Genomic DNA, 26998 nt, shown 5'->3' with positions numbered 1-26998 from the left:
GCCCCTAAAGCGGCAGCACCAGCGGTAATAACCGCGCGGTGTTGCGCGCGTCTTCCAGCGCTCGATGTTGTTGACCGCTGAACTGCATCCCCGCCAGTTGTAACGCGCCATTGAGCCCCAGTGGTCGCTCCAGGCGCCGGGCCTTGGCGAAGCGTTGTTTGAGGTTCATGTGCGGCACTCGGCTCAACGCACTGTCGAGTTGCAGGCGCTGCCATTCCTGAAGCAATTGCTTGCGGTCGTAATCGCCCCAACTGACCCAGCCTTCCAGGCGCGTCTGATGCTGGCCGAGCCAGCGTTCGAACGCCGGCCACACTTCGCTGAGCGGCTGGGCACTGTCGATATTGGCTTGGGTGATGTGCGTGAGTTCGCGACAGAAGGGCGTGAGCAAGGGTCGCCGCGTCGGTTTGACGAAGCGCTGAAAGTGATCCTGCTCGCGTCCGGTTCGATCCACCAGCGTGGCGCCGATCTCGATAATTTCCATTTCTGTAATCGGCCAGCCACCCTCGTCGGTGGTGGCTTCCAGATCAATGACCAGCCAGTGGGGCATCGCAGGGTTCCTGATTTCCGCGTCCTGATAGTTCAGAGCGTAGCCAAACCCTGCGTTTGCGCCTGGCGACTCACTCGATCTGCAACAGAACCTGACGATTTTTTACCTGATCGCCGACCTTGACCTGCACCCGCTGGAGTACGCCATCGATACCGGCCTTGAGCGGGTGCTCCATTTTCATTGCCTCCAGCACCATCAGCAGTTGGCCTTTAGTGACCGGACTGCCTTCGCTGACCAGCACATCGATGATCGCACCATCCATCGGTGCCTTCAGCGTGCCTGTGCTGACGCTGGTCTGACTGTCGATCACCGCGTGAGTTCGATCCTCAACTAGCAGGCTGCCGGGATGGGTGAACAGCCACAGTTGATCGACATTGCGGCGGTAGGCGTGGCGTTGGCGCAAGCCGTCGATTTCCAGTGTTACCGAGCGTTCGTCGTGGTCGATGAGTTTCAGATCGAGCGAGCGATCAAGCGTTTGTATTTTGAATGTTCCTTCTGGCTCGGCGAGCAGTTGCACCGTCCAGTCCTGTTCATCAAGGCCAAGACGATAATGCAGCGGCACGCTGGCGTTGTTGCGCCAGCCCTTCAGGGACGCGCGGTGTTTGCCTGCCGCAGACTGATAAAACAGCACCACGGCAATTGCCAGTTCCTCGGCGGTCGGCACGTATGTGTGCAGGCATGAATGATCGGAGAAATGCCGGGGAATGAATCCGGTGTCGAATTCGCCGCTGATGAATTGTGGATGTTGCAGCAACTCGGCCAGTAAGCGCTGATTGCTTTGTACGCCGAGCAGCACGCTGTCCTGTACTGCGCGCAGCAACTTGCGCCGAGCCTCTTCGCGGGTCGCGCCGTGGGCGATCAGTTTGCCGAGCATCGGGTCGTAGAACGGACTGATCGACTGACCTTCGCAAAGACCGTGGTCGATGCGTGTATTTGATGTCTGCGCAGGTTCCCAGCCTTCTATGCGGCCGGTTTGTGGCAGAAAGTCCTGCGCTGGATCTTCGGCATAGAGGCGGACTTCCATGGCATGCCCGTCAAGCTGCACTTGCTCCTGCGTCAGCGGTAACGGCTGGCCTTCGGCAATCTGCAACTGCCAGGCCACCAGATCCAGACCGGTGATCAACTCGGTCACCGGGTGTTCGACTTGCAGACGGGTGTTCATCTCCAGAAAGTAAAACCGGCCACTTTTGTCGAGCAGAAATTCCGCTGTGCCGGCGCCGACATAATTCACCGCACGGCCAGCCTTTAGCGCCGCTTCGCCCATGGCTTGGCGCAACTCGACGGTCATCACCGGGCAGGGTGCTTCTTCGATGACTTTCTGGTGACGCCGTTGAATCGAGCAATCTCGTTCGCCCAGATAGATCAGGTTTCCATGCTGATCGCCAAACACCTGCACCTCGACGTGGCGCGGGTCGATCAGGGCTTGTTCAAGGATCAGTTCGTCACTGCCAAATCCGTTCAGTGCTTCGGAGCGAGCCGTGCGCAACTGCGCCGGCAATTCCTCGGCGTTATGCACCAGACGCATGCCGCGCCCGCCACCACCGGCGCTGGCCTTGATCATCAGTGGATAGCCGATGCGTTCGGCTTCGCGCAGCAGGGTTGCATCGTCCTGTGCGGCGCCTTGATAACCGGCGATGCACGGGACGCCGGCGTCGAGCATGGCGATTTTGGACAGACGTTTGCTGCCCATCAGTTCGATGGCATCGGCGCTTGGGCCAATGAAGGTCAGGCCGGCCAGTTCACAAGCACGAGCGAATTCGGGGTTTTCCGAGAGAAAACCGTAGCCGGGATGGATCGCGTCGGCGCCGCTGCGGCGGGCAGCGTCGAGAATCGCCGGGATATTCAGGTAGGACTGCTGCACGGGAGGCGGGCCGATGTGCACGGCTTGATCGGCCATTTTTACGTGCAGGGCGTCGGCGTCGGCATCGCTGAACACCGCAACGGTGCGGTAGCCCAGCGCCTGGGCGGTGCGCTGGATACGGCAGGCGATTTCACCGCGGTTGGCGATCAGGATTTTGTGGATGACGGGCATTGTGGGCTTCCTGAAAATGGGCGGTGAAAGTGATGGCCTCTTCGCTGGCAAGCCAGCTCTCACAGGGATGTGTGTCGTTCACAAAACCTGTGGGAGCTGGCTTCCCAGCGATGCTTTTAGGAGGCCCATGCCGGCTTGCGTTTCTGTATGAAAGCCATGGTTCCCTCGACCCCTTCGGCGCCCGTTACTGCTTCGCTGAACCACTGCGCCGCTTCATCGAGCAATTCACTCGACGGCTGCCCGGCGCTGGCCAGCAGCAGTTTTTTAGTCGCGGCATTCGCTTCCGGCGCGCAACACAAAACATGGTCGAGCACTTCATCAAGCCGTTCGGCCAACGCCTGCGGATCGTGTTCGACAAAATGCACCAGGCCCATGCGCCGCGCCTGATTGCCATCGAAGCGCGCGGCGGTCAGCGCCAGACGCCGGGTTTCGGTCAGGCCGATGCGTTGCACCACAAACGGAGCGATCTGCGCCGGTAACAGGCCGAGGCTGGTTTCCGGCAGACCGAATTGCGCCTGATGATCGGCCATCGCGATATCACTGACACAGGCCAGACCAAAACCGCCGCCGAGCACCGCACCGTGCAGGACGGTGATCAGCACTTGCGGCGCGTGCTGAGCCTCTTCAAGCAAGGCGCCAAAAGCACGATTCAGATCGCGGTAAGCGTCGCCGCCCCGGGCGCGGGCGTTGGCCATGTCCTTGATATCGCCACCAGCGCAGAAATGCCCGCCGGCACCGCCAATCACCAGCGCTCGCACCGCGCGGTCATCGCGCACCGCCGCCAGCACTGCGCGCAGTTCGACGACCATTTGCAGGTTCATTGCATTGCGGCTTTCAGGACGATTGAGGGTGATGTGCAGCACGCCACCGTGCTGTTCCAGCAGCAAGGTCTGGCAATCCGGCAGGTCGCTCATTTCTTCTTCCCGGGCAGGGTGCCCATCAGTTTGCAGATGATCCCGAGCATGATTTCGTCGGCGCCGCCGCCAATCGACACCAACCGCACATCGCGATAAGCGCGGGCGACCGGGTTGTCCCACATGAAGCCCATACCGCCCCAGTATTGCAGGCAACTGTCGCTGACTTCGCGGCCAAGACGTCCGGCCTTGAGCTTGGCCATCGACGCCAGACGCGTGACGTCCTGCCCGCGTACGTACTGTTCGGTGGCCTGATAAACCAACGCCCGCAGGCATTCGATTTCGGTCTGCAATTCGGCAAGGCGGAAGTGAATGACCTGATTGTCGATCAGCGCGTTGCCGAAGGTTTTACGCTCCTTGCAGTATTCGATGGTGCTGTCGACGCAGTATTCCAGACCCTTGATCATGTTTGCCGCGCCGAACAGTCGTTCCTCCTGAAACTGCAGCATCTGCATCATGAAACCTGCGCCTTCGTGGCCGATGCGGTTGCGCTGCGGCACGCGCACATTGTCGAAGAATACCTGGGCGGTTTCCGAACTGCGCATGCCGAGCTTGTCCAGGTGTGAACTCAGGCTGATGCCCGGCGTGTTCATCGGCACCATGATCAGCGACTTGTTGATGTGTGGCTTATCGTCCGAGGTGTTGGCCAGCAGACAGATGAAGTCGGCGCTCGGTGAGTTGGTGATCCACATTTTGCTGCCGTTGATCACGTAGTCGTCGCCGTCCTTGCGCGCCGTGGTTTTCAGCCCGGCCACGTCGGAGCCGGCACCGACTTCCGAGACGCCGATGCAACCGACCTGTTCGCCGGTAATCGCCGGGCGCAGGAACTCTTCGCGCAGTTCATCGGAGCCGAAACGGGCGAGGGCCGGAGTGCACATGTCGGTCTGCACACCGATCGACATCGGAATACCGCCGCAGTGAATGGTGCCGAACTCTTCGGCGGCGACAATCGAATAGCTGTAGTCGAGGCCCATGCCACCGAACTTTTCCGGTTTGGAAATCCCCAGCAGACCGAGGTCGCCGGCCTTGCGGAATATTTCGTGGATCGGGAAACGTCCGGCCTTTTCCCATGCTTCGACGTGCGGGTTGATCTCGTGATCGACGAACTGGCGGACGGTGCGACGCAGTGCTTCGTGTTCCGGGGTGAAGATCATTTTTATTGTTCTCCGTAAGATCCGTGGCAGTCAGAACCGGCTGACGCCGAAGCTGTTGGGTTGCAGTTCGCGTATGTCGGCTTCGTGGCAGATATCCAGCAGATAACCGAGCAGGGTGCGGGTGTCGCGTGGATCGATCAGTCCGTCGTCCCACAGGTTAGCGCTGCCATAAAGGGCGGTGGACTGGCTGTCGAGTTTTTGTGCGGTGACCTGTTCCAGCATGTCGAGCATCTTCGGGTCCGGGACCAGGCCGTCTTTCAATTGCTTGGCTTCGGTGACGATACGCAACACCTTGCCGGCCTGCGCGCCGCCCATCACAGCGGTGCGACTGTTTGGCCAGGCGAAGATGAACCGTGGATCGAGGCCGCGCCCACACATCGCGTAGTTGCCTGCACCGTAGGAGCCGCCGACCACGATGGTCAGTTTCGGCACCCGCGCGTTGGCTACCGCTTGAATCAGTTTCGAGCCGTGTTTGATCACGCCTTGTTGTTCTGATTCGGTGCCGACCATGAAGCCGGTGGTGTTGTGGAAAAACAGCAGCGGCGCCTGGCTCTGGTCACAGAGCTGAATGAACTGCGCAGCTTTGCTCGCGCCGTTGGGGGTGATCGGTCCGTTGTTACCGATAAAACCACAGGCACGTCCCTGAATTTTCAGGTTGCCGCAAATGGTCTGCTGGTCGAACTCACCCTTGAATTCAAGGAACTCCGATTCATCAGCAATTCGCGCAATGATTTCCCGCACGTCGTAGGGTTTCTTCGGGTCATCGGGGATCAATCCGAGCAGCTCTTCGATGGGATACAACGGCTCCTTGTATTGCGGTTCCGGCAACCACGGCAGTTGCTCGTTCCACGGCAACATACGCAGGATCTCGCGAGCCAGTCGCACGCCGTCGGCATCATTTTCCGCAAGGTATTCAGCCGTCCCGGCGACCTGTGCATGCATCTCTGCACCGCCCAGTTCTTCATCGGTCGCTACTTCGCCGGTCGCCGCTTTCAGCAGTGGCGGGCCGGCGAGAAACAGTTTGGCCTTGCCGCGCACTACCACCACGTAATCCGACAGCCCCGGTTGGTAAGCGCCGCCGGCCGTGGCCGAACCGTGCACCACGGTAATCTGCGGCAGGCCCATGGCGGACATCCGCGCCTGATTGGCAAAGCTGCGTGCGCCCTCGACGAAAATGTCCGCCGCGTAATTGAGGTTGGCGCCGCCGCTTTCGGCGAGGGTGATCACCGGCAGTTTGTTCTCCTGAGCGATCTGTTGCAGGCGCAGGGATTTTTTCAGACCGCTGGGGGAGATCGTGCCGCCCTTGATCGCACTGTTATTCGCCACCACCATCGCGCGGATGCCGCAGACATAACCGATGCCGGCAATCAATCCGCCACCGGCAGCGCTGCCATCCTTGTCATCGTGCAGTTTGTAGCCGGCGAGGCTGGCCAGTTCGAGGAACGGCGCGCCGGGATCGAGCAGCAGGTTCAAGCGTTCGCGAGGCAGTAATTGCCCGCGCTTGTCGAATTTCGGTTTGGCCTCGGCGGCTTTGTTCAGCAGGTTCTGCTCGAGCTGTTGCACATGTTCGATGGCTGTGAGCATTGCAGCGCGATTGCGGCTGAATGCTTCGCTGTGTGGATCGAGTTGGGAGTGGATCACCGGCATGGCTTACTCCTTGTCCTTAGGGACTTGCGGACGAAGCACTTCCGGCAAATAGGCACGGTGAAAGCCATTGAACGACTCGCTGTTGGTCGCCTTGTGCAGTGGCCAGGCACGACTGCCGAGGCTGGCGGCGCCATCGATTTTCAGTGTGCTGCCGCTGATAAATGCGGCGGCCGGGCTGAGCAGAAAGACAATCGCCGCGCTGACCTCCGATTCAGTGCCGATGCGCTTGAGCGGTACGTGCTCGCGCAAGGTCGGAATCACCGCTTTGAATGCGCCTTCGTAAGTGTCCATGCCGCTGGACGCGATCCAGCCCGGCGCCACCGCGTTGACCCGCACTCCGGCGTAACCCCACTCGAATGCGGCGGTCTTGGTGAAGTTGTCCATGCCCGAACGTGCGGCGCCCGAGTGGCCCATGCCGGGCATGCCGCCCCAAATGTCGGCGAGCATGTTGACGATGTTGCCGCCATGTTTGCTCATGGACTGATTGAACACTTCCCGCGCCATCAGAAAACCGCCGACCAGATTGGTGCGCAACACGGTTTCGAAGCCTTTCTGATTGATCGAGGCCAGCGGTGACGGGTATTGGCCGCCGGCATTGTTGACCAGACCATGGATCGGCCCGTGTTCCGCGATCAGTTCGCTGACCAGTTGCCGGACCGAGTCTTCATCGCGAATATCGCAGGCCTTCCAGTGCGCACGACCACCGTCCTCGGTGATTTCTGCGGCGACCCGTTGCAGCTTTTCCGGCTTGCGCCCGACCAGCAATACATTGGCCCCTAGTGCCGCCAGTTCATGGGCGGTGCAACGACCGATGCCGCTGCCGCCTCCGGTGACGATGATGGTCTGGCCGCTGAACAGATCGGCTTTGAAAATCGATTCGAACGCCATGCACACAATCCTCTAGTCGAACTGCTCGGCGATGCTCTGCGGCACCGGGATCTGGATTTCCAGCAATTGCTGGGCAAACGCTTTGCCTTGCGGGTCGATACGCAAACTCGCCACGCCGCCACCACCGAGGGCATTTTCCAGAAGGAAATTCAGGCTGTGGCTGCCGGGCAGGTACCAGCGTTCGACCCGGCCATGAACCGGGTCGAGCACATGGCTCATCCAGTCGACGATCACTGCCGGGGTCAGGGCTTCGGCGATCCACGGCAGATACTCCGGGCGACGTGGCATGACGCCGATGTTGCTGTGGTTGCCTTTGTCACCGGAACGCGCCACCGCCAACTTGACCAATGCCACGCTAGCGTCGGCACGGCCCTGGGGCTTGGGCGGTTGATGCGGTGTAGGCAGCTCTTCGGTGTCGAGCGGCACTTGCGAAGGCAGGGCGCACGGGTGAGATTCACCGGCCATGTCGATTTGCAGCGTGCAGGCGTTTTTGTCGATCAGGAACGAGAACAGACGGATCAGTGGGTAGACCGTGGGGCGGCCGCCGACGATGCCGGTCAGCCCCGGTGCCATGCCGGTGGCGGCCTGGGCTATCTCGCGGGAAAACAGGATCAGCGCCTGTTTGTTCGGATGGCGCACCGCGAGTTTGATCACCACTTCGCGGCTGTCCTGGCGCTGGCCATGGGGGCCGTAGGTGGCTTCGCTGCCAAGCAGTTCGATTTGCGTTTCGCTGTAGGGTCCCCAGCCGCGTTGCTCGAGTATTTCCGAGGTCTTGGCGATGATCGCCTGACTGACACGGCGAGCCTTGTCCACCGCATCGATGCCGGCGATCAGGCAACTCGCGGTGCAGCGGAAACCGTCCGGATAAGTGGCGCTGACCTTGTATTTATCGCTGGGCGGCAGGCCTTTGGCGCCGTGCACATGCACCGCGTTTTTGCCCTGTTGCTGAAGTTTGACCTGAGTGAAATCGCAGATCACGTCCGGCAACAGATAAGCCTGCGGATCGCCGATTTCGTAGAGCATCTGTTCGCCGACGGTCAGCGGCGTGATTAGCCCACCGGAGCCTTCGGGCTTGCTGACGATGAACTGACCATCAGCGACGACTTCGACGATGGGGAAACCAATGTGTTCGTAATCCGGCACGTCGCGCCAATCGGTGAAGTTGCCACCGGTGCATTGCGCGCCACACTCGATGATGTGCCCGGCCAGCGCGGCCTGGGCGAGTTTGTCGTAGTCGTGCCACGACCAATCGAATTCATGCACCAGCGCCGCGCTGACCACTGCGCTGTCGACCACGCGCCCGGTAATCACAATGTCTGCGCCCAATCGCAGCGCTTCGACGATGCCGGGGGCGCCGAGGTAGGCGTTGGTCGAAACGCACATCGGCGGCAACGGCGCACCGCTGAACATCTCGCGGATGCCCAGTGTTCCGAGCTGTTTGAATTGTGGTTGCAGGTCATCACCCGACAGCACGGCGATTTTCAGCGTGACACCGGCCTTGTCGCAGGCGGCTTGCAGAGCGGCGGCGCAGGCGTGGGGATTGACCCCGCCGGCATTGCTGATGACGCGGATTTTCTGTTCGGCAAGTTGCGGGAGAAGTGGGGCGAGCACCTCGATAAAGTCGCTGGCGAACCCGGCCTGTGGGTCTTTCATGCGTGCGCCGGCCATGATCGACATGGTGATCTCGGCCAGATAATCGAACACCAGATAATCCAGCCGTCCCCCAGCTACAAGCTGCGCGGCGGCGGTCGACGTGTCACCCCAGAATGCACTGGCGCATCCGATGCGGACGGTGGTTGGCATTTTTATCTCCGGCTCGGAAACCTGCGATAGAAGTGGATCGAGGCTACCAAGCAAGCGCTTGGTTTGTAAACAGCAAAAATTATCTTCCAGCCAAGCGCTTGCTTGGTCGCTGTCGGCGGCTTAAATTGCGCGCAACCCTGCGATTTTTCAGGGGGCAACAGACTGATCGACTGTAGGAGAGAACGGGTGGACGAGCAAAAAGCCCTGAGGGTCATGCGCGAACTGGTCGACAACGGCGAGTTGACCGACCCGGACAGTGCCCGTGGCAAATTGCTGCAAGTGGCGGCTCATCTGTTCCGCAACAAAGGCTATGAACGCACCACAGTGCGCGATCTGGCCGGGGCGGTGGGGATTCAGTCCGGCAGCATTTTTCATCACTTCAAAAGCAAGGATGAAATCCTCCGTGCGGTGATGGAGGAAACCATCCGTTACAACACCGCATTGATGCGTGCGGCACTGGCTGACTCCAGCAATGTGCGCGAGCGGGTGCTGGCGCTGATTCGCTGTGAGTTGCAATCGATCATGGGCGGCAGCGGCGAGGCGATGGCGGTGCTGGTCTATGAATGGCGTTCCCTGTCCGAGGAAGGTCAGGCCAAAGTCCTCGCGCTGCGCGATGTCTACGAAGATATCTGGTTGCAGGTGTTGGGCGAGGCCAAGGATGCCGGGTTCATTCGCGGCGACGTATTTGTTACCCGACGTTTTCTCACAGGCGCGTTGTCCTGGACCACCACCTGGTTCCGTGCCGGTGGCAGCCTGAGCCTCGATCAACTGGCTGACGAGGCGTTGATTCTGGTACTTGAAGAGCGCTGAGACGCTTTCTATCGGATTGGGAAACTGGCTAACTGGGCGAAACCGCCTAGCTTGAATGCATTGATCGGTATTTTTCGGGGAGTGGGGTGTTTTGAAGTCTTCGCCAATTGGGACGGCCGCGAGTCTGGTACTCGTAGCGCTGGCGGCATTTTTGGTTTTGCCCGTGCAGGCGGCGCAATTGGTTCGAGTGGGCGCGGCGCATTTTCCGCCCTATACCATCCGTCCGGAAAACGGCGCAGATACGGGTTTGTTGCCGCAATTGGTCGAAGCGCTCAATGCGCTGCAGAGCGACTATCAGTTCGTCCTCGTTCCGACTTCGATTCCCCGTCGTTTCGGTGATTTCAAGCAGGGCCGGATCGACATGGCGATCTTCGAGAACCCCGATTGGGGGTGGAAAGACATCCCTCATACCGATGTCGATATGGGCCTCGAGGATGCGGAAATTTTCGTCGCGCAACACAAGGACGGTCGTCAGCAGAACTATTTCGCTGATCTCGCCGGCAAGCGTCTGGCATTGTTCAGCGGCTATCACTACGAGTTCGCCAACTTCAATGCCGACCCCAAGTTCCTCGACCAGAACTTCAATGCGACGTTGACCTATTCCCACGACAGCAACCTGCTGATGGTATTGCGGGGGAGGGCCGACATTGCGCTGGTGACGCGCTCCTATCTGTTCGATTACCTGCAACGTAACGAAAAGGTACGCGATGAGTTACTGGTCTCGCAGCGTATCGATCAGGTCTATCACCATTACGCCATTCTTCGACCGACCGCGCCGATTACAGGTGAGGCTTTCAGCAAATTGCTGCAAGGTTTGCGCGACAACGGTCAGTTGTTGAAAATCTTCGAACCCTACAAGATTGCCATCGTGCCGGTTCCTCATACATGACCTGCGAATTTTGACTTCCAGCCTAAATTTCCTGCCCCGGCTCACGTCACATCGTTGAACTGTCGACGATTATCGTGAGCCCGACCCATGTCCAATCTGAATGATCTGACTGCCCTGGCCTTGCCTTCGGGCAGCCAACTGGTAGCCGATGCAACTGAAAGCCGTCTGTGCCTGAGCCTGGACGGGCAACCGCTGATTCGCCTGCGCCTTGACCGTGAAGCCAAGGGGCCGATCCAGCTCGATGAGCGTTATGCGCTGCCACTCGGCCAGGCACTCTGGGCTGCCTGCTATTGGCTGTTTACCCGTGACCCTGAGAGCCAGCAACTGATCTGGCAACTCGATCAGCCTCCCACTGAAGCTTTGCTCAGTGGTTTGTTGGTGAGCACCGAAGTGGCTGGCGAATATCGCTGCGAGCGCACGCTGTTCTGGCAATTGCCGCAACCGTGGCTTGGCACCTCGCTGACTGGCAGCTATCCGCAGCAAATGATCATCAGCGATGGCAAACGCCATCCACTGCGTCCGGTGAAACCACGCGGCGAAGTCTACCGGCGTTTCGATGCGCGCCTAGGTGCATGGATTTCCCTGCGCACGGTCGAGATCGAGGAAGACCTGCCGCGCTTCAATCGCTGGCAGAACAGTCCGCGAGTTGCCAGTTTCTGGCAGGAAGAGGGCAGCATCGAGAAGCATCGCGAATACCTGAGCAAACTCGACGCCGATCCGCACACGCTGACCTTGATCGGTTGCTTCGACGATCAGCCGTTTGCCTATTTCGAGGCTTACTGGGCCAAGGAAGATCGCATCGCACCGTTTTACGATGCCGACAATTACGACCGTGGCATTCACATGCTGGTGGGTGAGGAAAGTCATCGCGGCCCGCACAAGGTTGCGAGCTGGCTGTCGGCGTTGGTGCATTACCTGTTTCTGGACGATCCGCGCACTCAGCGTGTGGTTGCCGAGCCGCGTGCCGACAACGCGAAGATGATCGGTCACATGCAGAACCAGTGCTTCCACTGCGAAAAAGAGTTCGATTTCCCGCACAAGCGTGCAGCGCTGATGATGTTGGGGCGTGAGCGGTTTTTTGATCGGTGCAAGTTGGCTTGAAGTGGCAGGGCTTTGAGATCTATTGCGGTCTCAAGCCCGCCATCGCCAGCAGGCTAGCTCCCACAGGGGTTGTGAACCACACCAATCCATTGTGGGAGCTAGCTGCCACAGGGGTTATGAACCACACCAATCCATTGTGGGAGCTGGCTGCCACAGGGGTTATGAACCACACCAATCCATTGTGGGAGCTGGCTGCCACAGGGGTTATGAACCACACCAATCCATTGTGGGAGCTAGCCTGCTAGCGATTCGCGGCGCTGAAGTTTTGCGGCTTACCGACGGCCCGCAGCCACCACATCACGACGGCTGCCCGACACCTTGCGGCAGTGCACAAGCGCATCACGGATCATGAAGTTGACCAGGGTCGGCGAGACGCCAAGTTCCTTGGCGATGTCCTTCTGCGGCACGCCGTGCAAACGGTACATCTCAAAGGCGTAGCGAGTGCGGCTCGGCAGCTCGGTCAACGCATCGGCGATGTGTTCGAGGGTGGAGAAGTTGATGTGCGAGGTTTCCGGCGAAGCACCCTGAATAACCACGTTCAATCCTTCCTCTTCAGGGCCGGAGTATTTCTGCTCCAGCGCCTGTTTACGGTAGTGATCGATCGCCAGGTTACGCACGATCTGGAACAGATAACTCAATTGAGCCTTGATCGACGACGTGATCGGAGGCGCCGACTGCAGTCGGAAGAACGCATCCTGCACCACATCTTCGGCGCGTGAGCGGCAGCCGGTAATACGCGCTGCAATCTTGACCAGAATCAGTCGATTCTCGACGAAGGCCTGAAGTAGCGGTGAATCGCACCTGCTTGTGGATACTTGTTCCGTCATGGAAATCACCTTGCTGCCAATAGGTTAGTGGGACGCCTGGGGACGGGGCCGTCCTACACATCGAGCGACAAATTATGTTGAATGATAATGATTGTCAATTGAGAAAGAGAATTAATGATCCACAACAGTGCGTAATGAGAACTGCGACACGCCGCCGCAGCCCAGCCCCATTGGCGATACAGCCTGCCGACTAATTATTTCAAGACGTCATCCGTTCTCATTGGTGAATGGTTTCGGGGGCATGACCCCCGGCCAGACGTATTCCCAAGCCTTGCGCGGTCGGCACAGACCGCGCCCTGCATGCCCTCGACGGGCGTGACGCAGCAACCCGATTCCACTAGCAAGCCGAATTCAGGCAGGAAACCTCATGACCGACGCGTTCGAACTCCCCAGCACCCTGGTCCAAGCCCTCCAGCGCCGCGCGGCCCTGACGCCGGATCGGCTGGCCCTGCGTTTTCTCGCGGAAACCGAGGAACAGGCTGTGGTGCTCAGTTATCGCGAACTGGATCAGCGCGCACGGACCATCGCTGCTGCGTTGCAAGCCGAGGCCGGGTTCGGCGACCGCGCTGTTCTGTTGTTCCCCAGTGGTCCGGATTACGTCGCGGCGTTCTTCGGCTGCCTGTATGCGGGCGTGATCGCGGTGCCAGCCTATCCGCCGGAGTCGGCCCGTCGTCATCACCAGGAACGCTTGCTGTCGATCATTGCTGACGCCGAGCCGAAACTGCTGCTGACCAGCAACGACCTGCGCGATGCCTTGCAGCAGATCGAGGGCGCGCCGCCGTTGCTGTGTGTCGATACGCTCGACAGCGCGCTGGCCGAGCGCTGGGTTGAACCGACGCTGCCGCAAGATCACATCGCCTTCCTGCAATACACCTCGGGCTCCACCGCGCTGCCGAAAGGCGTGCAGGTCAGCCACGGCAATCTGGTGGCCAACGAACTGTTGATTCGCCACGGTTTCGGCATTGATGTAAACCCGGACGACGTGATCGTCAGCTGGCTGCCGCTGTACCACGACATGGGGTTGATCGGCGGTTTACTGCAGCCGATCTTCAGTGGTGTGCCGTGCATTCTGATGTCGCCGGCGTACTTCCTCGGTCGGCCATTGCGCTGGCTCGAAGCGATCAGCCAATACGGCGGCACCATCAGCGGCGGCCCGGACTTCGCCTACCGCTTGTGCAGTGAGCGAGTCAGTGAATCGGCGCTGGAGCGACTCGACCTGAGCCGCTGGCGCGTGGCCTATTCCGGCTCCGAACCGATTCGCCTCGACAGCCTCGAACGCTTCGCCGAGAAGTTCGCCGCCAGCGGCTTCAGCGACAGCAGTTTCATGGCTTCCTACGGTCTGGCCGAAGCGACCTTGTTCGTCGCCGGCACCCCGCGTGGCACCGGTATTCCGGCAATGCGCGTGAACGACCAGGTGCTGATGCAAAACCGCGCCGAGCCGGGCGAGGGCAGCCCGATCATGAGTTGCGGTATCAGCCAACCGGATCACGCGGTGCTGATCGTCGAACCAAACACACTGCAAGAACTCGCCGACAATTCGGTCGGCGAAGTCTGGGCCGCCGGGCCGAGCATCGCCCTCGGCTATTGGCGCAACCCCGAGGCCAGTGCCAAGACCTTCGTCCAGCACGCAGGTCGCACCTGGCTGCGCACCGGTGATTTGGGCTTTATGCGCAACGGTGAACTGTTCATCACCGGACGCCTGAAAGACATGCTGATCGTCCGTGGTCACAACCTCTATCCGCAGGACATCGAGCAAACCGTCGAGCGCGAAGTCGAGGTGGTGCGCAAGGGCCGCGTCGCGGCTTTCGCGGTCAATCACAATGGCGAAGAAGGCATCGGCATCGCCGCGGAAATTAGCCGCAGCGTGCAGAAAATCCTCCCGCCAGAGGCGCTGATCAAAGCGATCCGCCAAGCCGTGGCCGAGGCCTGTCAGCAAGCGCCGAGCGTGGTGGTATTGCTCAACCCCGGCGCGCTGCCGAAGACTTCCAGCGGCAAACTGCAACGTTCGGCCTGCCGTAATCGTCTGGCGGATGGCAGCCTCGACAGCTACGCGCTGTTCCCGTCGATGGACGCGGCAACTGCCGATTCAGCAATGGAAGTGACTGAGCTTGAAGCACTGATCGGCAAGATCTGGGCCGAGCAACTCAACGTCAAAACCGTCGCTGCCGATGACCATTTCTTCCTGCTCGGCGGCAACTCCATCGCCGCCACTCAAGTAATCGCCCGGGTGCGTGAAGAGCTGGGTCTGGAGCTGAACCTGCGTCTGTTGTTCGAAGCGCCAACCCTGTGCGCATTCGCGGCAGCGGTGGCGCAACAGCAACAGGACGGCGGCAGCGCCCAAGGCGAAATCACTGCGCTGTCGCGTAATGAACCGATGCCGCAATCGCTGGCACAAAACCGATTGTGGATCACCTGGCAACTCGATCCGCAAAGCAGCGCCTACAACATTCCCGGTGCTTTGCGCTTGCGCGGTGAGCTGGATGAAGATGCGTTGCGCGCAAGCTTCCAACAACTGATCGAGCGCCACGAATCCCTGCGCACGCGCTTCTTCGAACGCGACGGCGTAGCGCTGCAACAAGTCGATGCAGCGGGCGAATTCAACCTGCAACTGATCGACATCAGCGACCTGCCGGCTGCCGAGCGTGAGGCACGCGCGCAACAAATCCGTGAAGATGAGGCCCGCACTCAGTTCGATCTGGAAAAGGGCCCGCTGCTGTGGGTGACGCTGGTGCGCCTCGACGATGAAGATCACCAGTTGCTGGTGACGATGCACCACATCATTGCCGATGGCTGGTCGCTGAACGTGTTGATCGACGAGTTCTCGCGGCTGTATGCCGCCGCGTCCCAAGGTCAGCGAGCAGAACTCGCTGTGTTGCCGACGCAGTACGCCGATTACGGCAGTTGGCAGCGTCAGTGGTTGGCGCAAGGCGAGGGCGAGCGCCAGTTGGCCTATTGGAAAACCCAGTTGGGTGATGAACATCCGACGCTGGAACTGGCCACCGATCACCCACGCTCCGCCAAACAAACCCACAGCGCTGCGCGCCACACAGTGCGTTTGGGAGTGAGCCTCAGCGATGCGATCCGCCAGACTGCGCAGGCCCATGAAGCCACTTCGTTCATGCTGTTGCTCTCGGCATTGCAGAGCCTGTTGCACCGCTACAGCGGTCAGCGTGATATCCGCATCGGCGTGCCCAATGCCAACCGTCCGCGCCTGGAAACCCAAGGCCTGATCGGCTTCTTCATCAACACCCAAGTGCTGCGTGCGCAGATTGATTCGCGCCAGCCTTTCAGCGAACTTCTGGCGCAGACTCGCCAAGTCGCATTCGGTGCTCAGGCGAATCAGGATCTGCCGTTCGAACAACTGCTCGAAGCGTTTCCGCAGGCTCGCGAACAAGGTCTGTTCCAGGTCATGTTCAACCACCAGCAACGTGACTTGAGCGCGCTCAAACGCCTGCCGGGTCTGCTCGCCGAAGAGCTGCCGTGGCACAGCCGCGAAGCCAAGTTCGACCTGCAATTGCACAGTGAAGAAGATCGTAACGGCCGTCTGACCTTGTCCTTCGACTACGCCAGCGAACTGTTCGATGCTGCGACCATCGAGCGTCTGGCCGAGCATTTCACCAACCTGCTGCGCGAAGTCTGCGAACGCCCGCAACAAGCCATCGGCGATCTGCAACTGCTCACCGTCAGCGAGCACGATCAGCAGCAGGACTGGAGCATCGCGCCGTGCGCCCCGGCGCAACAATGGCTGCCGGAACTGCTCAGCGAACAGGCACGCCTGACCCCGGAACGCACCGCGCTGATGTGGGAGAGCGGTAGCCTCGATTTCGCCGAACTGCATGCGCAAGCCAACCGCCTCGCGCATTACCTGCGCGACAAAGGTGTCGGCCCGGACGTGTGCGTGGCCATTGCCGCCGAGCGTTCTCCGCAACTGTTGATCGGCTTGCTGGCAATCATCAAGGCTGGTGGCGCTTACGTGCCGCTGGACCCGGATTACCCGGCTGATCGCCTGGCCTACATGCTCAGCGACAGCGGCGTCGAATTGCTACTGACCCAGACCGCTTTGCTTGAGCGTTTGCCGGCCAGCGAAGGCGTCAGCGTTATCGCCATGGACGCCCTGCATCTGGAGAACTGGCCAAGCCAGGCGCCGGGTCTGCATCTGCACGGCGACAACCTCGCCTATGTGATTTACACCTCCGGTTCCACCGGTCAGCCAAAAGGCGTCGGCAACACCCACGCAGCGCTGGCCGAACGTCTGCAATGGATGCAGAACAACTATCGCCTGAACGACAGCGATGTACTGATGCAGAAAGCGCCGATCAGTTTCGATGTGTCGGTGTGGGAGTGCTTCTGGCCGCTGATGACAGGGGCACGCTTGCTGATTGCTGCCCCCGGCGAACACCGTGATCCGCATCGCATTGCGCAACTGGTTCAAGAGTACGGTGTGACCACTCTGCACTTCGTACCGCCGCTGCTTTCGTTGTTCATCGACGAACCGCTAAGCGCTGAATGCACCAGCCTGCGCCGGGTATTCTCCGGTGGCGAAGCCTTGCCTGCCGAACTTCGCAACCGTGTATTGGCACAACTGCCAGCGGTGCAATTGCACAACCGTTACGGCCCGACCGAAACCGCAATCAACGTCACCCATTGGCATTGCACCGCCGCCGATGGAGAGCGCTCGCCGATTGGCCGGCCGTTGGGCAACGTGGTGTGCCGCGTGCTCGACGCTGATCTCAATCCAGTTCCGGCGGGCGTGCCGGGCGAACTGTGCATCAGCGGTATTGGTCTGGCCCGGGGTTACCTCGGCCGGCCGTCGCTGACTGCCGAGCGTTTTGTGATTGATCCACTGGGTGAAAGCGGTGCGCGTCTGTATCGCACTGGCGATCGCGCACGCTGGACCGCCGACGGCGTGATCGAATACCTCGGTCGTCTCGATCAGCAAGTAAAACTACGCGGCTTCCGCGTTGAACCGGAAGAAATCGAAGCCCGTCTGCTGGCGCAGGACGGCGTCGCCCAAGCCGTGGTGCTGGTGCGCGAAACCGCCGCTGGCGCACAACTGATCGGCTACTTCACCGCCCTCGATGCCAGCGAGGATCAGGATGCACAAAGCGCTCGCCTGAAAACCGCGCTGGCCGCCGAACTGCCGGAATACATGGTCCCGGCGCAACTGATGCGCCTCGATGCCATGCCGCTGAGCCCGAGCGGCAAACTCGACCGCCGCGCCTTGCCCGAACCACTGTGGCAGGTGCGCGAACACGTCGAACCGGTCACCGAGCTGGAGCAGCAAATCGCCGCGATCTGGCGCGAAGTGCTCGGCCTGACGCAAGTCGGTCTGCGCGACGACTTCTTCGCCCTTGGCGGGCACTCGCTGCTGGCCACGCAAATCATTTCCCGCACTCGTCAGGCCTGCGACGTAGAGTTGCCGCTACGCGCGTTATTCGAGCACAGCGAACTGGGCGATTTCGCCGAGCAGATCCGTCTGATCAAGGTCAGCGGTCGCACTAACAAACAGCCACCGATCGACAAGGTTGACCGCAGCCAACCGGTGCCGTTGTCCTATTCCCAGCAACGGATGTGGTTCCTCTGGCAGATGGAGCCCGACAGCCCGGCGTACAACGTCGGCGGCATGGCGCGCCTGCGTGGCGCGTTGCATGTCGAGCATTTCGAAGCGGCGTTGCAAGCGCTGATCCTGCGCCACGAAACCCTGCGTACCACGTTCCCGAGCGTCGACGGCGTGGCCCGTCAGCAAGTGCACACGGAAACCGGCGTGCGCATGGGTTGGAAGGACTTGTCGAAACTCGGTGCTGATCTGCGTGAGCAAAAGGTCCAGCAACTGGCCGATGAAGAAGCACATCAGCCGTTCGATCTGGAAACCGGTCCGCTGCTGCGCGCCTGTCTGGTCAAGACTGCCGAGCACGAGCACTACTTCGTCCTGACCCTGCACCACATCGTCACCGAAGGTTGGGCGATGGATATTTTCGCCCGCGAACTCAGCGCACTGTACGAAGCATTCGTCGATGACCGCGAATCGCCGCTGGAAGCGCTGCCGGTGCAATACCTCGATTACAGCGTCTGGCAGCGCAACTGGCTGGAGTCCGGCGAGCGTCAGCGTCAGCTCGATTACTGGACTGCGCAACTCGGTCGCGAACATCCGTTGCTGGAACTGCCGGGCGACCGTCCGCGTCCTCCGGTGCAAAGCCATCAGGGCGAACTGTTCCGCTTCGATCTGAGCGACGACCTCGCGGCCCGCGTTCGTGCGTTCAATGCGCAAAACGGTCTGACCTTGTTCATGACCATGACCGCCGCGTTGTCCGTGCTGCTTTACCGCTACAGCGGGCAGACCGATCTGCGCATCGGCGCGCCGGTGGCCAATCGTATCCGCCCGGAAAGCGAAGGGCTGATCGGCGCGTTCCTCAACACCCAAGTGCTGCGTTGCCAGCTCGACGGGATGATGTCGGTCGGCGAATTGTTCGAGCAGGTGCGTCACACCGTGATCGAAGGTCAGTCGCATCAGGACTTGCCGTTCGATCATCTGGTTGAAGCCTTGCAGCCGCCACGCAGCGCCGCCTACAACCCGCTGTTTCAGGTGATGTGCAACGTGCAGCGCTGGGAATTCCAGCAGAGCCGCATGCTCGCCGGCATGACTGTCGAGTATCTGGCCAACGATGCGCGGGCGACCAAGTTCGACCTCAATCTGGAAGTCACCGACCTCGACCATCGCCTCGGTTGCTGCCTGACGTACAGCACCGATCTGTTCGACGAGCCGACCATTGCGCGCATGGCTGGGCACTGGCGTAATTTGCTTGAAGCGCTGATCGCCGATCCGCAACAGCGCCTCAGCGAATTGCCGCTGCTGGATGCGCCGGAGCAACAACAACTGCTCGCCAGCCTCGGTGAGGAACCGGGCGAACATCGCCTCGATCAGTGCATCCATCACCTGTTCGCCGAGCAGGCGCTGCTGCGCAAAGACGCGCCAGCGCTGACCTTCGCCGGGCAGACGCTGAGCTATGCCGAACTCGATGCCCGCGCCAATCGTCTGGCCTGGGTGCTGCGCGAGCGTGGGGTCGGGCCGCAAGTGCGGGTCGGTCTGGCGCTGGAGCGTTCGCTGGAAATGGTCATCGGCCTGTTGGCGATCCTCAAGGCTGGCGGCGCCTATGTGCCGCTGGACCCGGAATACCCGCTCGATCGTCTGCATTACATGATTGAAGACAGCCGCATCGGCCTGCTGCTCAGTGACCTTGCGATGTTCGAAGCCCTTGGCGATTTGCCTTCGAGCGTGGCGCGCTGGTGCCTGGAAGAGGACAGCGCTGCGCTGGCCAGTTACCCGGCGACCGAGCTGCCATTTATCAGTCTGCCGCAGCATCAGGCGTATCTGATTTACACCTCGGGTTCGACCGGCAAACCGAAAGGCGTGGTGGTCTCCCACGGCGAAATCGCCATGCATTGTCAGGCAGTGATCAAGCGTTTCGGCATGCGCCCGGACGACTGCGAACTGCACTTCTACTCGATCAACTTCGACGCCGCCACCGAGCGTCTGCTGGTGCCATTGCTCAGCGGTGCACAGGTTGTTTTGCGCGCGCAAGGTCAGTGGGATGCAGAAGAAATTTGCGGGCTGATCCGCACTCATCGGATCAATGTGCTGGGCTTCACCCCGAGTTATGGAAGCCAGTTGGCGCAATTCCTCGCGACGCAAAACGACACTCTGCCGGTGCGGATGATCATCACCGGTGGCGAAGCACTGACCGGTGAACACCTGACGCGGATTCGTGCAGCGTTCAAACCGAGCCTGTTCTTCAACGCCTACGGCCCGACCGAAACGGTGGTCATGCCGCTCGCCAGTCTGGCGCCGGAAGTGCTGGAAGAAGGCGCCGGCAGTGTGCCGATCGGCAGCGTGATCGGTGCCCGTGTTGCGTACATTCTCGACGCTGATCTGGCGCTGGTCCCGCAAGGCGCGACCGGTGAGTTGTTCGTCGGCGGCGCCGGTCTGGCGCAGGCCTATCACGACCGCTCCGGCATCACCGCCGAACGTTTCGTCGCAGACCCATTCGCTGCCGATGGTGGACGCATGTACCGCACCGGCGACCTGGTGCGGCAACGCGCCGACGGTCTGGTGGAGTACCTCGGGCGGATCGACCATCAGGTGAAAATCCGTGGTTTCCGTATCGAACTCGGCGAGATTGAAACGCGCTTGCTCGATCACCACTCGATCCGCGAAGCGGTGGTGCTGGCCCTCGATGCGCCAAGCGGCAAGCAACTGGTCGGCTATCTGGTGAGCGACGTTGCCGAACAAGCCGAGGCTGAACAGGCTTCACTGCGCGAAGCGCTTAAAGCACACCTGAAGACGCAACTGCCGGACTACATGGTGCCGACGCACCTGATCCTGCTGGCGAGCATGCCGCTGACTGCCAACGGCAAACTCGACCGCCGCGCTTTGCCGGCGCCGGACCCGGAGCTCAACCGTCAGCACTACGTGGCGCCGAGCAACGAACTGGAGCTGACGCTGGCGCAGATCTGGTGCGAAGTGCTCAACGTCGAACAGGTCGGTCTCAACGACAACTTCTTCGAACTCGGTGGCGACTCGATTCTGTCGATTCAAGTGGTCAGCCGTGCGCGCCAGCAGGGCATCCATTTCAGCCCGCGTGACCTGTTCCAGCATCAAACCGTGCAGACGCTTGCCGCCGTGGCCAGCCGCACTGAATCGGTCACAGCCGAACAAGGTCTGGTGGCAGGCGATTCGCGTCTGACGCCGATTCAGCACTGGTTCTTCGACACTGAAATTCCTCAGCGTCAGCACTGGAACCAGGCGTTGCTGCTGGAGCCGACCGTCGCGCTCGAACCGCATCGTCTGGAGCAAGCGTTGCTCGCGGTGATTGAACAGCACGACGCCTTGCGCCTGCGTTTCACTGAGGTCAACGGGCAGTGGCAAGCGGTGCACCAACCGGTGTCTGAGGTTGCCGTGCTGTGGCAAGTTCAGGTGTCGTCGATGGACAAGTGCGCGGCATTGTTCGCCGATGCCCAGCGCAGTCTTGATCTGCAAGACGGGCCGTTGGTGCGTGCGTTGCTGGTCGATGGCCCGCAGGCTCAGCAACGGCTGTTTATCGCGATTCATCACTTGGTGGTGGATGGCGTGTCGTGGCGCGTGCTGCTCGACGATCTGCAAACTGTGTACCGCCAACTCGACGCTGAACAAGCGGTGAAACTGCCGGCGAAAACCAGTGCCTTCAAGGACTGGGCTGCACGTTTGCAGGCGTATGCCGGCAGCGAATCCCTGCGTGAAGAACTGAACTGGTGGCAGACCCAACTGGCCGGGCCGAATGCTGACCTGCCGTGCGAAAACCCGCAGGGTGGACAGCAGAATCGTCACGCGCAAACCGTCAGCGTGCGCCTCGATGCCGAGCGCACCCGGCAACTGCTGCAACAGGCGCCGAGCGCTTATCGCACGCAGGTCAATGATTTGCTGCTGACGGCGTTGGCCCGTGTGCTGTGCCGCTGGAGCGGTCAGCCATCGGCGCTGATTCAACTTGAAGGTCACGGTCGCGAAACCCTGTTCGACGAGATCGATCTGACCCGCACCGTGGGCTGGTTCACCAGCGCCTATCCATTACGGCTGACTCCGCACAACATCGAAGAAGCCGCCGGGCAGGGCGCTTCAATCAAGGCAATCAAGGAGCAACTGCGCGCCGTGCCACACAAAGGTCTGGGGTATGGCGTGCTGCGTTATCTGGCGGATGACCTTAGCCAGCGAAGCATGGCAGCACTGCCGAGCGCGCCGATCACCTTCAACTACCTCGGCCAGTTCGACCAGAGTTTCGGCAGCGATGCGCTGTTCCGGCCGTTGGACGAACCGGTCGGTGTCGCTCACGATCCGCAGGCACCGTTGCCGAACGAATTGAGTGTCGACAGTCAGGTCTATGGCGGTGAACTGCTGCTGCGCTGGACCTTCAGCGCCGAGCGTTACGACGCGCAAACCATCAACGAACTGGCCGACGCCTACCTCGGCGAACTGCAAAGTCTGATCGAGCATTGCCTGCAAGACCAGGCCGGTGGCCTGACGCCGTCGGACTTCCCGTTGGCCAAATTGACCCAGTCGCAACTCGACGCCTTGCCGGTGCCAGCAGCGCACATTGAAGACGTCTACCCGCTGACGCCGATGCAGGAAGGCATGTTGCTGCACACCTTGCTCGAACCGGGCACCGGCCTTTACTACATGCAGGATCGCTACCGCATCAACAGCGAACTCGATCCCGAGCGTTTCGCTCAGGCCTGGCAAGCGGTGGTGGCGCGTCACGAAGCGTTGCGGGCATCGTTCTGCTGGAACGTCGGCGAAGACATGCTGCAAGTGATTCACACGCCGGGTCGCACGCCCATCGAGTTCCTCGACTGGAGCGCCATCGCCGAGGCCGAGCAAGAGCCGAAGCTGCAAGCACTGCTGAAAAGCGAGCGCGAGGCTGGGTTCGATCTGCTCAATCAGGCACCGTTCCACCTGCGTCTGATCAAGGTTGGCGCGGCGCGTTACTGGTTCATGATGAGCAACCACCACATCCTTATCGATGCCTGGTGCCGCTCGCTGCTGATGAACGACTTCTTCGAAATCTACACCGCCCTTGGTGAAGGTCGCGAAGCGCAGTTGGCCGTGCCGCCGCGCTACCGCGATTACATCGGCTGGCTGCAACGCCAGAGCCTGGCCGAAGCGCGCCAGTGGTGGCAGCAGAACCTGCAAGGTTTCGAGCGCACCACGCCGATCCCGAGCGACCGTCCGTTCCTGCGTGAGCATGCTGGCGAAAGCGGCGGCATGGTCGTCGGTGACCGCTACACCCGACTGAATGTCGAGGATGGCGCTCGTCTGCGTGAACTGGCGCAGGCCCATCAGTTGACCATCAACACCTTTGCGCAAGCCGCGTGGGCCTTGGTGCTGCGGCGCATGAGCGGTGATCGCGACGTACTGTTCGGTGTGACCGTGGCCGGGCGTCCGGTGGACATGCCGGAGATGCAACGCACCGTTGGCCTGTTCATCAACAGCATCGCGCTGCGGGTGAAAATGCCGGCGGATGATCAGCGTTCCAGCGTGCGTCAGTGGCTGAGCGGTTTGCTCGACAGCAACATGCAACTGCGCGAGTACGAATACCTGCCGCTGGTGAACATCCAGGAGCAAAGCGAACTGCCGAAAGGCCAGCCGCTGTTCGACAGCCTGTTCGTGTTCGAAAACGCCCCGGTGGAAGTCTCGGTACTGGACCGTGCGCAAAGCCTCAATGCCACCTCGGATTCGGGCCGGACCCACACCAACTTCCCGCTGACGGCGGTCTGCTACCCGGGCGATGACCTCGGTTTGCACCTGTCTTATGACCAGCGTTACTTCGACGAATCGACAGTCGAGCGCATGCTCGGCGAGTTCAAACGTCTGTTGCTGGCATTGGTCGACGGCTTCCATGGCGACATGGCCGATCTACCGTTGCTCGGCCATGAAGAACAGGACTTCCTGCTGCACGGCTGCAACCAGAGCGAGCACGATTACCCGCTGGAGCAGAGTTACGTTTCGCTGTTCGAAGCGCAGGTGGCACAACATCCGCAGCGCATCGCCGCCAGTTGCCTCGATCAGCAACTGAGCTATCAGGCGCTCAACCACAACGCCAACCGTCTCGGCCATGCCTTGGTCGCAGCCGGGGTGCGGATGGATGAGCCAGTGGCTTTGCTCGCCGAACGTAACCTCGATCTGCTGGGCATGATCATCGGCAGCTTCAAGGCTGGCGCTGCTTATCTGCCGCTGGACCCGGGTCTGCCGAGTCAGCGTCTGCACCGCATCATCGAACTGAGTCGCACGCCGGTACTGGTTTGCAGCGAGGCTTGCCGCGTACAGGCACAGGCTCTGCTCGACGAGTTCAGCTGTGCCAACCGTCCGCGTCTGCTGGTCTGGGAAGAAGTGCAGGCGTTGGCGACGTCGCAGGACAACCCGGGCATCCACAGTGGCCCGGACAATCTCGCGTATGTGATCTACACCTCGGGCTCCACCGGATTGCCGAAAGGGGTGATGGTCGAACAGCGCGGAATGCTCAATAACCAATTGAGCAAACTGCCGTACCTGAACCTGAGCAGCGCTGACGTGATCGCACAGACCGCCTCGCAAAGCTTCGATATTTCGGTCTGGCAATTCCTCGCCGCGCCGCTGTTCGGTGCGCGAGTGGACATTGTGCCGAATACCATCGCCCACGATCCGCAAGGTCTGCTGGTGCATGTGCAGGAGCAGGGCATCACCGTGCTGGAAAGCGTGCCGTCGCTGATTCAAGGCATGCTCGCTCAGGAACGTTTGAGCCTCGATGGCCTGCGCTGGATGCTGCCGACCGGTGAAGCGATGCCGCCAGAACTGGCGCATCAATGGCTGCTGCGTTATCCGGACATCGGTCTGGTCAACGCCTACGGCCCGGCGGAATGCTCGGATGACGTGGCATTCTTCCGCGTCGATCTGGCCTCGACGCGCGGCAGCTATCTGCCGATTGGTACGCCGACTGACAACAACTTGCTGTACCTGCTCGATGGCGCACTGGAGTTAGTGCCGCTGGGTGCCGTCGGTGAATTGTGCGTAGCCGGTACGGGCGTCGGTCGCGGTTATGTCAGCGATCCGTTGCGCACCGCGCCGGTGTTTGTGCCGAACCCGTTCGGTGCGCCGGGCGAGCGTCTGTATCGCACCGGTGATCTGGCGCGGCGTCGCAGTGACGGCGTGCTGGAATACGTTGGCCGGGTCGATCATCAAGTGAAGATTCGCGGTTACCGGATCGAGCTGGGTGAAATCGAAGCGCGTCTGCACGAACAACCGGAAGTCCGCGATGCGGCGGTCGGCGTGCAGGAAGGCGTCAATGGCAAGCACCTCGTCGGTTATCTGGTGGCAGCCGACTCCGCGCTCAATCCGGGCGAACGCCTGGAGCGGATCAAGCAACGCCTGCGCGCCGAGTTGCCGGAATACATGGTGCCGCTGCACTGGTTGTGGCTGGAGCAACTGCCGCTCAACGCTAACGGCAAGCTGGATCGCAAGGCCTTGCCGGCACTGGAGATCGGCCAGTTGCAGAGCCAGGATTATCTGGCGCCGCGCAATGAACTGGAGCAGACCCTGGCGGATATCTGGGCCGAGGTGTTGAAGGTCGAGAAGGTTGGCGTGCGCGACAACTTCTTCGAGCTGGGCGGGCACTCGTTGCTGGCCACGCAGATTGCGTCGCGGGTGCAGAAAACCCTGCAGCGCGACGTGCCGCTGCGGGCGATGTTCGAGTGCAGCACGGTGGAGGAACTGGCCGAGTACATCGAAGGGCTGGCGGCCAGTGACATAACCGAGGACAAGGTTGATCGGCTGAATGACCTGATGGCGGAGCTTGAGGGGCTGTAATCTTCTGGCGGCTGTATCGGCCTCATCGCGAGCAGGCTCACTCCTACAGGGGATTTGTGATTGTCACAGAACCCTTGTAGGAGTGAGCCTGCTCGCGATTGAGGTCGGCACATTTTCAGACATTTCCAAGGTTGACGATCCACAACCGGCAGCTCAGTCTGCCGGTTGTGTTTTTCTCCCGAGAGGTGGTCGATGCCTTTATTCACGATTGACGGACAAGCGCTGCACTACACAGATCAAGGCACCGGCCCGGCCGTGTTGCTGGCTGGCAGTTATCTGTGGGATCAGGCCATGTGGGCCCCACAGATCGCCGCGCTGTCGGCGCATTACCGGGTGATCGCGCTGGATCTCTGGGGTCATGGCCAATCAGGGCCGTTACCAGAAGGCACCACGTCACTCGACGACATCGCACGGCAGGCGCAAGCCTTGTTCGATCATCTGGAGATCGACCGGGTCACGCTGGTCGGTTTGTCGGTCGGCGGCATGTGGGGCGCGCGGCTGGCGCTGTCGGCACCGCAACGAATCAACGGTCTGGTGCTGATGGACACCTATGTCGGTGTCGAGCCGGAACCGACCCGTCAGTATTACTTCTCGCTGTTCAAACAGATCGAAGACAGTGGCGCGATCCCCGAGCCGCTGCTCGACATTGTGGTGCCGATCTTCTTCCGTCCGGGCATCGATCCGCAGTCGGCGTTGTATCAGAATTTTCGCGCGAACCTCGCGGCGCTGCCGTCCGAGCGCTTGCGCCAAAGCATCGTGCCGATGGGCCGGATAACGTTCAGTCGGGATGATTTGTTGCCGCGTCTGGGCGAATTGAATCCAGCGACCACGCTGGTGCTGTGCGGCGATCAGGACAAGCCACGGCCACCGTCGGAAGCACAGGAAATGGCCGAGCTGATCGGTTGCCCGTGCGTGCTGGTGCCGGAGGCGGGGCATATCTCCAGTCTGGAGAATCCGGAATTTGTTACCGAGGTGTTGTTCACCTTTTTGGCTGAGCGAAACTCGCAGCGCTCATGAAAA

General features: G+C 60.8%; 13 protein-coding genes. 5 read left to right on the top strand and 8 right to left on the bottom strand.

Annotated elements, in window-relative coordinates; all coding sequences use genetic code 11:
- Nucleotides 1-4: 4 nt before the first annotated feature.
- The 7 genes from ACIOZM_RS11280 to ACIOZM_RS11250 all read right to left on the bottom strand — a co-directional run bounded on the left by ACIOZM_RS11280 (nucleotide 5) and on the right by ACIOZM_RS11250 (nucleotide 8985).
- A complete protein-coding gene (locus ACIOZM_RS11280) occupies nucleotides 5-547 on the bottom strand; it encodes an exonuclease domain-containing protein (RefSeq protein ID WP_401213358.1) in 543 nt (180 codons plus the stop codon).
- 70 nt (nucleotides 548-617) lie between these two features.
- Nucleotides 618-2579, bottom strand: a complete 1962-nt coding sequence (locus tag ACIOZM_RS11275) for an acetyl/propionyl/methylcrotonyl-CoA carboxylase subunit alpha (RefSeq protein ID WP_401213355.1) — start codon at nucleotides 2577-2579, stop codon at nucleotides 618-620.
- A 116-nt stretch (nucleotides 2580-2695) separates the two neighbouring features.
- On the bottom strand, nucleotides 2696-3493 hold the full coding sequence (locus ACIOZM_RS11270) for an enoyl-CoA hydratase/isomerase family protein (protein ID WP_401213353.1): 798 nt from the start codon (nucleotides 3491-3493) through the stop codon (nucleotides 2696-2698).
- Nucleotides 3490-4647, bottom strand: coding sequence for a citronellyl-CoA dehydrogenase (atuD, locus tag ACIOZM_RS11265; protein ID WP_401213350.1), 1158 nt, complete (start codon nucleotides 4645-4647; stop codon nucleotides 3490-3492). The genes ACIOZM_RS11270 and atuD overlap by 4 nt, the downstream gene beginning before the upstream one ends.
- A 30-nt stretch (nucleotides 4648-4677) precedes the next feature.
- Nucleotides 4678-6294 carry a geranyl-CoA carboxylase subunit beta gene (gene atuC / locus ACIOZM_RS11260; RefSeq protein ID WP_401213348.1) on the bottom strand — a complete coding sequence of 539 codons (1617 nt, stop codon included), beginning with the start codon at nucleotides 6292-6294 and terminating at the stop codon, nucleotides 4678-4680.
- Nucleotides 6295-6297: 3 nt separating this feature from the next.
- A complete protein-coding gene (locus ACIOZM_RS11255; protein ID WP_401213345.1) occupies nucleotides 6298-7182 on the bottom strand; it encodes an SDR family oxidoreductase in 885 nt (294 codons plus the stop codon).
- A 12-nt stretch (nucleotides 7183-7194) separates the two neighbouring features.
- Nucleotides 7195-8985, bottom strand: a complete 1791-nt coding sequence (locus ACIOZM_RS11250; protein ID WP_401213342.1) for an acyclic terpene utilization AtuA family protein — start codon at nucleotides 8983-8985, stop codon at nucleotides 7195-7197.
- A 186-nt stretch (nucleotides 8986-9171) separates the two neighbouring features.
- On the opposite strand from ACIOZM_RS11250, the gene ACIOZM_RS11245 reads away from it, so the two are divergent.
- The 3 genes from ACIOZM_RS11245 to ACIOZM_RS11235 all read left to right on the top strand — a co-directional run bounded on the left by ACIOZM_RS11245 (nucleotide 9172) and on the right by ACIOZM_RS11235 (nucleotide 11785).
- A complete protein-coding gene (locus ACIOZM_RS11245) occupies nucleotides 9172-9795 on the top strand; it encodes a TetR/AcrR family transcriptional regulator (RefSeq protein ID WP_401213339.1) in 624 nt (207 codons plus the stop codon).
- A gap of 91 nt (nucleotides 9796-9886) precedes the next feature.
- Nucleotides 9887-10684: a substrate-binding periplasmic protein gene (locus tag ACIOZM_RS11240; RefSeq protein ID WP_401213336.1), complete on the top strand. Its 798-nt coding sequence runs from the start codon at nucleotides 9887-9889 to the stop codon at nucleotides 10682-10684.
- Between the two features lie 87 nt (nucleotides 10685-10771).
- Nucleotides 10772-11785 carry a GNAT family N-acetyltransferase gene (locus ACIOZM_RS11235; protein ID WP_401213333.1) on the top strand — a complete coding sequence of 338 codons (1014 nt, stop codon included), beginning with the start codon at nucleotides 10772-10774 and terminating at the stop codon, nucleotides 11783-11785.
- A 272-nt stretch (nucleotides 11786-12057) separates the two neighbouring features.
- On the opposite strand, the gene ACIOZM_RS11230 is transcribed toward ACIOZM_RS11235, so the two are convergent.
- A complete protein-coding gene (locus ACIOZM_RS11230; RefSeq protein WP_401213330.1) occupies nucleotides 12058-12612 on the bottom strand; it encodes an RNA polymerase factor sigma-70 in 555 nt (184 codons plus the stop codon).
- A gap of 367 nt (nucleotides 12613-12979) precedes the next feature.
- Here ACIOZM_RS11230 and ACIOZM_RS11225 point away from each other — a divergent pair, with 367 nt between their 5' ends.
- Together ACIOZM_RS11225 and ACIOZM_RS11220 are read left to right on the top strand one after the other, a co-directional pair.
- Nucleotides 12980-25978 (top strand): non-ribosomal peptide synthetase, encoded by a 12999-nt coding sequence (locus ACIOZM_RS11225; protein ID WP_401213329.1) that lies wholly within the window; start codon nucleotides 12980-12982, stop codon nucleotides 25976-25978.
- A gap of 192 nt (nucleotides 25979-26170) precedes the next feature.
- Nucleotides 26171-26995 (top strand): alpha/beta fold hydrolase, encoded by an 825-nt coding sequence (locus ACIOZM_RS11220; RefSeq protein WP_401213326.1) that lies wholly within the window; start codon nucleotides 26171-26173, stop codon nucleotides 26993-26995.
- The last annotated feature ends 3 nt before the right edge of the window (nucleotides 26996-26998 follow it).

The organism is Pseudomonas sp. NPDC087346, from assembly GCF_044744235.1.
In the GTDB taxonomy this organism is placed as follows: Bacteria; Pseudomonadota; Gammaproteobacteria; order Pseudomonadales; family Pseudomonadaceae; genus Aquipseudomonas.
The sequence above is the reverse complement of the archived record's forward strand: the minus strand, read 5'-3'. Positions and strand labels throughout refer to the sequence as shown.